Source organism: Curtobacterium sp. HSID17257 (assembly GCF_003989515.1).
Lineage (GTDB): Bacteria > Actinomycetota > Actinomycetes > Actinomycetales > Microbacteriaceae > Curtobacterium.
The window spans coordinates 1-10730 of the sequence record NZ_RBLU01000105.1 but is presented as its reverse complement, the minus strand read 5'-3'; the positions used below and the strand labels follow the sequence as shown (position 1 = coordinate 10730).

The window sequence follows — 10730 nt, the reverse complement described above, 5'->3', positions numbered from 1 at the left end:
CAGCCCGGCGGTCCAGCCCGCGGTGCAGCCGGAGCGGTTCCGCCACCTGCGCGCCGACCCGGCGGAGCGGGTCGAGGGCGGTCGCGGGCTCCTGGAACACCATGCCGATGCCGGAACCGCGGTGCCGTGCGCGGTCCCGGTCCCGCATGCCGACGAGCTCGGTGCCGTCGAGGCGGATGCTCCCGCGCACCTCGGCCCCCGCCGGCTCGAGACCCATCAGGGCGAGCGAGGTCATCGACTTGCCGGACCCGGACGCGCCGATCACGCCGACGCGACGGCCGGGAGGCACGGTGAACGTCACGTCGTCGAGCACCGTCCGCCCCGCGATGCGGACCGACAGTCCGGTCACCTCGAGTCCGTCGCGTCCGGTCCGCTGGTCGCTCACGCCGTCACCCCCGGGGTCGTCGTCGTGCCGTCCGGCGCGCGGCGGTCCGTCGCCGGATCGGTGCTCGGACGGTCGTGCGGGTCCGTTCCGTCGCCCGCGGCCGTCCGGTCGCCTGTCGTCAGTCGTGGGTCGGTCGCGTCGCGCACCGCGTCACCGAGCAGCGAGAGCGCGGCCACGACCAGGGCGATCGCGGCGCCCGGCCAGGTCGCGCTCCACGGGTGCACGCCGATGTACGTCTGCAGGTCGGCGAGCAGGTTGCCCCACGATGCCGTGTCCGACCCCGCGCCGTAGCCGAGGTAGGACAGGCCGGCCTCGGCGAGGACCGCCGTCGCCATCGCGAGCGACAGCTGCACGGTGAACAGCGGCGCCGCGTTGGGCACCAGGTGGCGGGTGAGCACGCCGAGGGGTCCGACGCCGGAGGCCCGCGCCGCGACGACGTAGTCGCTCCGGGCGATGCGGCGGATCTCCCCGCGGGCGACGCGCGCGATCGTCACGCCGAACGACAGCCCGACGCTCACCACGACGATGCCGAGCGACCCGCCGAACACCGCCGTCAGGAGCATGGCGGTGAGCAGCGTGGGGAACGCGACGAGGATGTCGAGGAGGACGGCGGTGCCCTCGCGGACCCACCTCGTGGTCAGCGAGCCGATCGCCGTCAGGAGGATGCCGACGACGCTCGCGACGATGCCGGAGCCGACCGCGACGAGCACGGTCGTCCGGGTGCCGGCGAGCAGGTAGCTGGCGATGTCACGGCCGGCGGCGTCGGTGCCGAACCAGTGCGCCGGGCTCGGCGCGGCCCACTGCTGGAACGGGTCGGCGCGGAACGGGTCCTGCGGCGTCCACACGAGGGACACCGCTGAGAGCACGACGAGGAGCGCGAGGACCACGACCGCGAAGCACCCCGTGGGTCGGACGAGCAGACGGCGGATCACTCGCCCACCTCCCGCTGCCGGGGGTCGAGCGCCCGGTGCACGACGTCGACCGCGAAGCCGACGACCAGCACGAGGCCGGTGAGCACGAGGAGCTCCGACTGCACCTTCGTGACGTCGCGCCGTCCGACGTCCGTGACGAGCATGCGGCCGACCCCCGGGAGCGAGAAGAGCTGCTCGACGACGACGGCCCCGACCAGGAGCCCGGCGATCTGCACGCCGAGGACGGCCAGCACCGTGAGGGCCACCGACGGCAGGCCGTGCCGCAGGAGCGCCCGCGTCCGCGTGAGGCCGATCGCCGCCGCGGTCCGGACGTGGTCCGCGTCGAGCACGGCGAGCGTCGCGGAGCGGGTGAAGCGCAGGATCACGGCACCCTCGACGGCGCCGATGGTGAGCGCGGGGAGCACGAGCGACGAGAACGCGCGACCGGGTTCGTCCCACCCGTCGAGCGGGAAGCCCTGCGTCGGCAGCCAGTGCAGCGTGACGGCGAACAGCGCGATGAGGAGCATGCCGGCCCAGACCACGGGGACGGCCGCGACCGCCTGTGCGACGAAGCCGATCACCGCACCGCCGGCCCGACGGCGCAGCACCGCAGCGAGCACCCCGAGCGGGACGCCGAGCACGAGGGCGGCCACCAGGGACATCCCCGCGAGCGGCAGCGTGACGGCGAGCTTCTGGGCGACCTCCGGTCCCACCGCGCCGTTCGTCACGAGCGACCGGCCGAGATCACCGCGGAGCACGCCGCCGATCCAGTCGAGGTACTGCACGACGACGGGTCGGTCGAGGCCGAGCTGCTGCCGGAGCTGCTCGACCTGGGCCGGCGTCGACTGGGTGCCGGCGACGATCTGTGCGACGTCGCCGGGCAGCACGCGCAGCGTGGCGAACACGATGATGCTCGCCACGAGCAGGCCGACGACGAGCAGCAGCAGTCGCCCGACGAGGAACCGGGTCACGCGTCCGATGCTACGGGGGCGGCGGCACGAGCCCGGACCGCAGCGCCGGACGGGCGCCCGGCGACCGGCCGGACCGTGTCGCCGGACGAGCGCCCGACGATCGGCAGGGCAGCGGTCACCGGACCGCCAGCCCGGCCAGGTCGAGGCGCGAGTTGCCGCCGTCGACGAGGAAGCCGGTCACGCCCTTCCGGACGGCGGTGATCTCCGTCGCGGTGTACAGCCACTCGCCGGCGGCGTCCTCGCTGACGATCCGGGCGGCCTTGCGGAGGGCCTGCTCCTTCTCGGTCTGCGAGGTCGCGGCGATCGACTCGGCGTAGAGCCGCTGCACCTCGGGGTTGTCGTACCCGAAGTAGTAGTCCGGGTTCGCCCAGTTGCCGAAGTCCCGCGCCTCGACGTGGTCGACCATCGAGAGCTGGAAGTCCTTCTTCGTGAAGACCTGGTCGAGCCATGTGGCGAAGTCGACCCGCTGGACCTTCAGGGTGATGCCGACGTCGGCGAGCTGTGACTTCAGCACGTCGCCGATCGTCGCCGGGTAGACGTTGGCGTAGGTCAGGGTCAGGTCGAGGTCGGGCTGCCCGGCCTCGGCCAGGAGCTGCTTGGCCTTGTCGGGGTCGTACGCGTCGATCGACGTCAGGTCCTCGTACCCGGGGTCGAGCTCGGGGATCGGCCCGCCCTGCTCGACGCCCGTGCCGCCGATGGCCTTGATGAGCGCCTTCGGGTCGATCGCCTGCCGGATGGCCTGGCGCACCCGCTTGTCGGTGAACGGTGCCTGCGCGTCGTTGAACGCGAGCGTGTACTTGTCGGTCGTCCTGCCGCGGTGGAGCTCGATGTCCGGGTTGCCCTGCAGCTGGCCCTGCAGCGTGCCGTCGACGGGGTTCAGCACGTCGAGGTCGCCGTTGGCCATCGCGTTCACGGCCGTCGACGGGTCCGTGATGTACCGGAACACGATCTTCGCGACCTTCGGCTCGCTGCCCCAGTAGTCGTCGTTGCGGCTGAAGGTGAGCGAGTCGCCCTGCTTCCAGGACGACACCTCGTACGGTCCGGTGCCGTTGGCGCTGTCGGACAGGTCGTTCCTCGCGGCCTGCTCGAGCACGAGTCCGGCGCGGCCGGTCAGGGTGAAGAGCAGGTCGGAGTCCGGCGCGGCCAGGCGCAGCTCGACGACGCCGTCCGAGGGAGAGCTGATCGACGTGACGCCCGCGAGCTTGGCGGAGTCGACGTAGGACGGGTTGTCCTTCGCCTGCTGCAGCGACCAGACGACGTCGGCCGCGGTGACGGGCTTGCCGTCCTGGAACGTCGTGCCCTCGCGCAGCGTGAACGTGTAGGTCAACCCGTCCGCCGACACCTCGTGCTCCGAAGCCAGCACGTCGCGGATCTCGCCGTCCGCCGTGCGCCCGACGAGTCCCTGGTAGACGTTGTCGATGAGCACCTGGTCGAGTGCGGCACCGGACTGCGTGCGGATGTCGAGGCTCGTCGGCTCGAGGACGAGCCCGACGCGCACGGTGGCGTCGTCGCCCGTGCGGTCAGCGCCGTCGGAGCCCGAGCATGCGGTGAGCGTCAGGGCCGCGGCGACGGCGACCGCGGTGGCGGTCAGGGCGACGCGTGCTGCACGGCCGCCGCGACGGGGGAGGAGCGGACTCATGGGTGTGGGTTCCTTCCGGGCGCGTGGTGGCGACGGTCGTCGCATCGCGCGGGACGAGGTTACCGGCGATCGGTGCCGGACGACGGTTGTTGGACCTCGTGCAACAACCGGTGCCGTGCTCCCCATGCCCGGATGGCGGACGCCAGTTCGAGGGGGGCCTGGTTCTGCACCGCGTGTCGGGCGGTCACCGTGACGACCTCGGCGTCGGGCAGTCGCTCGGTGAAGCCGGCGTGCAGCTTCGGGGAGACGTAGCCGCGGTCGCCGCGGACGAGCAGGAGCGGCACGTCGAGGGCCTCGAGGTCCGGCCACGCGTCGGCGAACCGGCCGACCGACGCCGTCCGACCTGCGGGCAGGTGCGGGAAGTGGTGCCGGCGGACGAGTCGGCCGTCCGCGCCGAGGCGGGTGGTGTGCCGGGCTTCGCGGAGGAGCACCGCGCGGTCGTCGCCGACGCGGGCCTCGACGGCGCGGTCGACGACCTCCTCGAGCGACGCGAACGGTGTCTCGTCCTCGAGCGCCCGGGCGATGCGGTCCACCGCGCGCTGCGCGAAGTCCGGGGACATGTCGACGAGCACCAGGCCGGTGACGCGCTCCGGGGCCGTCGCCGCCAGTCGGCCGGCGAGGATGGCGCCGAGCGAGTGCCCGACGACCACGCCCGGCGGGACCCCGAGGGCGTCGAGCGCGGCCAGCACCTGGGGGGCCGTCGTGCTCGCGCCGTAGTCGGCGTCGTCGCGCCACGACGACCGGCCGTGCCCGGGCAGGTCGAGGGCGACCGCCGGTTCCCCGACCGCGATCGCCGTCTGGTCGAAGCTGTGCGCGTCGATGCCGAGCCCGTGCAGGTAGGTGATCCGTGCCTCCCGGCCGTCCGCCGTGTCCCAGCGGATCGCTGCGGTCTCGCGTCCGTCGTCGGTGCGGACCACCTGACGGGAGGCGCGGAGCGGCTCCGTCACGCCGCTCGCGGCCGCCAGCGCGGCCAGGTCCGAGAATTCGTCGTCGGGTTCGTGCACGGGTCCGATCCTCGCACCCTCGCGGGCACCCCGTTGCACCCTGGAAGCCTTAGGTAAGGCATGCCATACTCGTACCTCGTGGCAGCCCGGTACCGAGTCTTCTCCGTCCGCGTCGCGGCCGTGTCGGCGCTCACCCCGTCGTTCGTCCGGGTGACGCTCACCGGTGACGCGCTCGCGGACTTCTCCGCGGTCGGGCTCGACCAGCGCATCAAGGTCGTCCTGCCGATCCCCGGACACGGGTTCACCGACCTGCCCGACGGCGACGACTGGTACGGCGCGTGGCGGGCACTGCCCGACGCGGAGCGCAACCCGCTCCGCACCTACACCGTGCGGTCCTTCCGTCCGGACGCGCGCGAGCTCGACATCGACTTCGTGGCGCACGGGGACACCGGTCCGGCCTCGCGGTGGGTGTCCTCCTGCCGGGTCGGCGACGAGCTCCGCATCGTCGGGCCCGCCGTGCCGTCCTCGCCGGCGGAGCTGCCGAGCGGCGCGGCGGAGTTCGCACCGGGGAGCGCGACCCGGATCCTGCTCGCCGGTGACGAGACCGCCGCTCCGGCGATCTGCGCCATCCTCGAGGCGCTCGACGTCGCGACCGTCGGACACGTCTTCATCGAGGTGCCCACCGACGCCGACCGGCTGCCGGTCACCGCGCCCGCCGGTGTCGAGGTGCGCTGGATCGCCCGGAACGGCGCCTCCCACGGGGTCCGGATGACCGACCAGGTGTGCGCGTGGGCCTCCGAGGCCGTGTCGGTCCCGGCCGGTGTCGCGGGTGCGTCCCGCGCCGCCGTCGAGCTGGCCGACGTGGACGTCGACGAGCAGGTGCTCTGGGACGTGCCGACGGTCGCCGAGGAGCGTCCCGTCTACGCGTGGATCGCGGGCGAGGCCGGCTGCGTGAAGGAGCTCCGTCGTCACCTCGTACGCGGCGTCGGGCTCGACCGCCGGCAGGTCGCGTTCATGGGCTACTGGCGGCACGGCAAGGCCGAGCACTGAGCGCGGCAGCGTCCCTCCCCGGCGGCGCGACCGTCCCGACGACGGCCCTGGGTGCACGCGGGCTGACCCTGGCGTACGACGACCGGGTCGTGGTCTCGTCGCTCGACGTCGACGTGCCCGACGGTGAACTCACCGTGATCGTCGGCCCGAACGCGTGCGGCAAGTCCACGCTGCTGAAGGCGTTCGCCCGGACACTGAAGCCGAGCGCCGGGACGGTGTACCTCGACGGCGCCCCGATCGACTCGCTGCGCCCGAAGGCCGTCGCCCGGCGGGTGGGCATGCTGCCCCAGACCCCGATCGCGCCCGAGGGCATCACCGTCCGTGACCTCGTGTCCCGCGGGCGCTTCCCGCACCAGGACCTGCTGCACCCGTCGTCGGGGTCCGACCGCACCGCCGTGCAGGCCGCGCTCGAGCAGACCGACACCGTGGCCCTCGCCGACCGCAGCGTGGGGGAGCTCTCCGGCGGGCAGCGGCAGCGTGTCTGGATCGCGATGGTCCTGGCGCAGGAGACCGACATCGTGCTCCTCGACGAGCCCACGACGTTCCTCGACATCGCACACCAGTACGACGTGCTCGAGCTCGCCTCGGCCCTGCACGCGTCGGGACGCACCGTGGTCGCCGTGCTGCACGACCTGAACCAGGCGGCCCGGTACGCGACGCACCTCGTGGCGATGCGCGACGGGGCGATCGTGGCGCAGGGGGCGCCGGCTGCGGTGCTGACGTCGGGCCTCGTCGAGGACGTCTTCGGGCTGCCCTGCGTGGTCGTCCCCGACCCCGAAACCGGGACGCCCCTGGTGGTGCCGCGGCGTCGCGCTGCCTGAGGTTCCCGCTGCCCGGTCCGCTGGTCGCGTTCGCCGAGCGGGCAGGACGCGCCGCGCGCGTTCGCCGAGCGGGCGCGATCGGTCGGTGCGCGGCGGCGAGCGTGACGGATCTGGCCCGCTCGGGGCGGCAGGGTGAAGCGGCAGAGTGCGCCGGGTGGCGGACGGGAGGCACGTGGCGGGACCGCCCCGCGCCTCCCGTCCGACGGCTGGTCACCCGGTCAGCGGTAGCCGCCGTCCTCGAGTCCGGCCTCGACCTCGAAGCGGTTCCGCGTGGCGTCGCGACCCGCGAGCGCGTAGAGCAGCGGCATGAGCATGCCGTACCGGCGCCACTGCGCGACGTGCACCCGCTCGTGCCGCAGCACGCGGGGCCCGTCGTTTTCCCGCGTCAGGTAGACCGACCCGACGCACGTGCCGCCGCGCCGGAACGCCCAGCGCGGCAGGCCCGTGCACACGATCAACCCGTCCTCGACCCGGACCCGTCCGGTCGAGAACGGCACGCCGACCGCCAGCCCGACGGCAGTGGCGAACAGCCAGCCGGCCCGGGAGACGGGGGAGTCGAGGAGCGGGTTGCGCACCCCTACTCCGGTCGGCCGTAGGTCTCGAGCAGGCGCAGCCAGATCTCGTTCATCGTCGGGTAGGCCGGGACCGCGTGCCAGAGCCGGTCGACGGGGACCTCGCCGACGACCGCGACGGTCGCCGCGTGCAGCATCTCAGCGACGTCCTGTCCGACGAAGGTCACGCCGACGACGACGCCGCGGGACTCGTCGACGACCATCTTCGCCCGGCCCGTGTAGCCGTCCGCCTGCAGCGCCGACCCGGCGACCGCGCCGAGGTCGTACTCGACCGCCCGGACGTCGATGCCCTGCTCGCGGGCAGCGGCCTCGGTCAGGCCGATGCTCGCGACCTCGGGGTCGGTGAAGGTGACCTGCGGGACGGCCGCGTGGTCGGCCGTCGCGACGTGGGCACCCCACGGTTCGGCGTGCACCGGTCGGCCCTGCGCGCGAGCCGCGATCGCCTCGCCGGCGGCGCGTGCCTGGTACTTGCCCTGGTGGGTGAGGAGCGCGCGGTGGTTGACGTCGCCGACGGCGTAGAGCCAGTCGGTGCCCTGCACGAGCATCGTGTCGTCGACCTGCAGCCAGTCGCCCGGGGTGAGCCCGACGGACTCGAGGCCGAGGTCGGCGGTGTGCGCCTTCCGCCCCGTCGCGGCGAGGACCTCGCTGGTGACGACCGTCGTGCCGTCGTCGAGGGTCGTGGTGACGAGGCCGTGCTCGTCGCGGTCGACCCGCGTGGGGTTCACACCGGTGCGGACGTCGATGCCGAGTTCGCGCATCGCGTCGGCGACGAGCTCGCCCGCGAAGGGCTCCATGCCGCCGAGCAGCCCGTGCCGCGCGACCAGGGTGACCTTCGACCCGAGGGACGCCCACGCGGTCGCGAGCTCGGAGCCGGCGACGCCGCCGCCGATGACGAGCAGGCTCTCCGGGACCTGCTGCGCGCTGGTGCCCTCGCGGGTGCCCCACGGCTTCGCGTCGGCGAGGCCGGGGACGTCGGGCAGCTGGTGCAGCGAGCCGGTCACGACGGCGACGGCAGCGCGTGCGGTGTGCGTCTCGCCGCCGACCTCGATGGTCTTCTCGCCGGTGATGCGGGCGTGGCCGCGGATCAGGGCGATGTCCGCGGACTCGAGCCAGGCGACCTGGCTGTCGTCCTGGTAGTCGGAGGTGAACGAGTTGCGCCGGGCGAGGACCTTCGCGGCGTCGACGCGTCCGGTCACGGCCTGGGCGGCGCCGTCCACGCGCTTCGCGGCCGCGACCGCGTGGCCGCTGCGGAGGAGCGCCTTCGACGGCATGCACGCCCAGTAGGAGCACTCGCCGCCGACCAGCTCGGCCTCGACCACGGCGACCGACAGGCCGCGCTTGTGGGCGTAGTCCGCCACGTTCTCGCCGACTGCGCCGGCGCCGATCACGATGAGGTCGTAGTCCGTCATGCTCACGAACGTACGCGGAGCGGCGGGGCATCGGCCGTGCGCGGTCGCCCGGCGGCTCGGTGCGCCGACCGTCAGGCGGTGCGCGACGCCGTCGTCAGGGCGCCGACCGCGCGCAGGATCACGCCCAGGTCGTCGACCGCACGGTCGGGGTCCACCGGCGCGAACCCGGTCAGCGCGGCTCCGACGAGCCGCCGTCCGCGGGTCGCGGCCTGGATGCGCTCGACGAGCCCGGAGGCGTCGAGCCCGAACGGCACCGGTTCGAGCAGGCCGTCCACCTCTGCGGGGTCGAGCACGTCGAGGTCGACGTGCACGAAGACACGCTCGGCGCCGGTGGCCTCGACCGCGGCGGAGAGCGCGTCCGGCGTCGCTGCGTCGACGTCGAGGTGGGTGATCCCGACCCGGTCGAGGGCGGCGACCTCGGCCTCCTCGGCACCGCGGACGCCGGCCAGGACGACGGCGGCCGGGTCGAGGACCGGCAGGTCGGGGAACAGGTCGTCCGGCCGGTCGACCAGCAGGCGCAGCACGGCGGTCTCGGCCGCGACGGGTTGTGCGCGGTTCAGCGACCGGTAGCCGGTCGACCCGGCGATGCGCACGAACGCGGTGTCCGGGCGCACGAGCACGGTGGCGCCCAGCACACTCGATCCGTCGCCGCCGACCACGAGCACGGGTTCGCTCGCCACGCCGGCCTCCTCGGCGACGCGCTCGGCGACGGCGCGGACGGAGGTGTACCGGGCGACGGCGGTCTCGAGGCGGTCGCCGGCACCGGCCGGGACGTCGACCACGGTGGTGGCGGCGCGGGGGAGGTCGGCTGCGATGGCCTGGGCTCCGTCGCCGAGGCGCATCGCGCGCGACGACGCCGAACCCTGCCACTGACCGACGACGAGGAACTGCATCGTCTCAGTCTGTCAGCACGGTCCGGCGTCGTCCGCAGTTCCGCGTCAGATGCTCGACGAGTCGCCGTTCTTCAGCGCGGCGAGGCGGGCCTCGACCTCGGTGTCGCGACCGACGTCCTCGAGGCTCTCGAACTGCGCGTCGAGGCTCGACGACTGCAGCTCCTGCTGTCCGAGGACCTTCGCCTCCTCGCGGCGGACCTTCTCCTCGAAGCGGGCGAGGTCGCTGGTCGGGTCGGTGATGTCGATGGTGCCGATGGCGTCGTTGACCTTCGACTGCGCCTCGGCGGTCTTCTGGCGCGCGACGAGCGAGTTGCGCTTGGCCTTGAGCTGCTCGAGCTTCTGCTCCATGCCGGCCAGTCCGGACTTGAGCTTCTCGACCTGCTCGTTCTGCGTCGCGAGCGGAGCCTCGTTGTCCTTGACCTCCTGCTCGGCCGCGATCTGCTTGCCGATCGCGATCTTCGCCAGGTTGTCGAACTTGTCCGCGTCGGCGGTCTTGCCCTCGGCGCGGTACTTGTCGGCCGCGGCCGAGGCGTTCGCGGCCTTCTGCCCCCACTCGGTGGCGGCGCGCTTGTCCTCCTCGTTGTCCTGCTCGAGCAGGCGGAGGTTGCCGATGGTCTGCGCGATCGCCGTCTTGGCGTCCGCGATGTTGTTCGTGTAGTCGCGGACGAGCTGGTCCAGCATCTTCTGCGGGTCCTCGGCGTCGTCGATGAGCTGGTTCACGTTCGCCCGGATGAGCGAGGAGATCCGGCCGAAGATCGTCTGCTTTGCCATTGCTTTCCCTTTCGTGGAAGGTCTCTGGTGGTGCTGCTGGTCGAGCGTCGTCGTGCGGGTCGTGCGGGTCGTGCGGGTCGTGCGTGCGCGGTGCTGGTCGTGGTCCGTGGTGTCAGAAGCGGCCGCCACCGGAGAAGCCACCGCCACCGCCGCCACCGCCGCCTCCGCCGAAGCCGCCGCCTCCGCCGAAGCCGCCACCGCCGCCGAAGCCGCCGCCGCCGAACGAGCCGCCACCGTAGCTGCCGCCGCGTCCGCCCAGCAGTCCGCCGAGCACGATCCCGGTCACGAGACCGCCGAGCTGTGCGCCGTTGCCGCCGCCGCCCTGGCCGGGCCACCCGCCCATGTCGTCGTTCGCGGCGTCCAT

Annotated in this window: 11 protein-coding genes and 1 pseudogene; 2 read left to right on the top strand and 10 right to left on the bottom strand. The window is 73.5% G+C overall.

The features are described 5' to 3' along the window. The 5 genes from D8M35_RS13390 to D8M35_RS13370 form a co-directional block, all read right to left on the bottom strand. On the bottom strand, window positions 1–385 hold a 385-nt coding region (locus D8M35_RS13390; RefSeq protein WP_126892301.1), incomplete at its 3' end, for an ATP-binding cassette domain-containing protein. Next, a complete protein-coding gene (locus tag D8M35_RS13385) occupies window positions 382–1317 on the bottom strand; it encodes an ABC transporter permease (RefSeq protein ID WP_126892300.1) in 936 nt (311 codons plus the stop codon). The genes D8M35_RS13390 and D8M35_RS13385, both read right to left, overlap by 4 nt. Beyond that, a complete protein-coding gene (locus D8M35_RS13380) occupies window positions 1314–2267 on the bottom strand; it encodes an ABC transporter permease (RefSeq protein WP_126892299.1) in 954 nt (317 codons plus the stop codon). The genes D8M35_RS13385 and D8M35_RS13380 overlap by 4 nt, the downstream gene beginning before the upstream one ends. A gap of 115 nt (window positions 2268–2382) precedes the next feature. Beyond that, window positions 2383–3906, bottom strand: a complete 1524-nt coding sequence (locus D8M35_RS13375; protein ID WP_126892298.1) for an ABC transporter substrate-binding protein — start codon at window positions 3904–3906, stop codon at window positions 2383–2385. 59 nt (window positions 3907–3965) lie between these two features. Further along, entirely contained in the window at window positions 3966–4910 is a 945-nt protein-coding gene (locus D8M35_RS13370) for an alpha/beta fold hydrolase (RefSeq protein WP_161972667.1), read from the bottom strand. 60 nt (window positions 4911–4970) lie between these two features. Here D8M35_RS13370 and D8M35_RS13365 point away from each other — a divergent pair, with 60 nt between their 5' ends. After that, on the top strand, window positions 4971–5900 hold the full coding sequence (locus D8M35_RS13365) for a siderophore-interacting protein (protein WP_126892296.1): 930 nt from the start codon (window positions 4971–4973) through the stop codon (window positions 5898–5900). A 47-nt stretch (window positions 5901–5947) separates the two neighbouring features. Further along, entirely contained in the window at window positions 5948–6721 is a 774-nt protein-coding gene (locus D8M35_RS13360) for an ABC transporter ATP-binding protein (protein ID WP_126892302.1), read from the top strand. A 218-nt stretch (window positions 6722–6939) separates the two neighbouring features. Here D8M35_RS13360 and D8M35_RS13355 read toward each other — a convergent pair whose 3' ends face one another. The 5 genes and pseudogenes from D8M35_RS13355 to D8M35_RS16905 form a co-directional block, all read right to left on the bottom strand. Next, entirely contained in the window at window positions 6940–7296 is a 357-nt protein-coding gene (locus tag D8M35_RS13355; protein ID WP_126892295.1) for a Fe-S oxidoreductase, read from the bottom strand. 2 nt (window positions 7297–7298) lie between these two features. Then, a complete protein-coding gene (locus D8M35_RS13350; protein ID WP_126892294.1) occupies window positions 7299–8702 on the bottom strand; it encodes an NAD(P)/FAD-dependent oxidoreductase in 1404 nt (467 codons plus the stop codon). Between the two features lie 71 nt (window positions 8703–8773). Beyond that, entirely contained in the window at window positions 8774–9595 is an 822-nt protein-coding gene (locus D8M35_RS13345) for an arginase family protein (RefSeq protein WP_126892293.1), read from the bottom strand. A gap of 45 nt (window positions 9596–9640) precedes the next feature. Continuing rightward, complete coding sequence (locus tag D8M35_RS13340; RefSeq protein ID WP_126892292.1) at window positions 9641–10366, bottom strand: PspA/IM30 family protein; 726 nt, start codon at window positions 10364–10366, stop codon at window positions 9641–9643. Between the two features lie 112 nt (window positions 10367–10478). Then, window positions 10479–10730, bottom strand: a pseudogene (locus D8M35_RS16905) (TPM domain-containing protein); the annotation flags it as partial.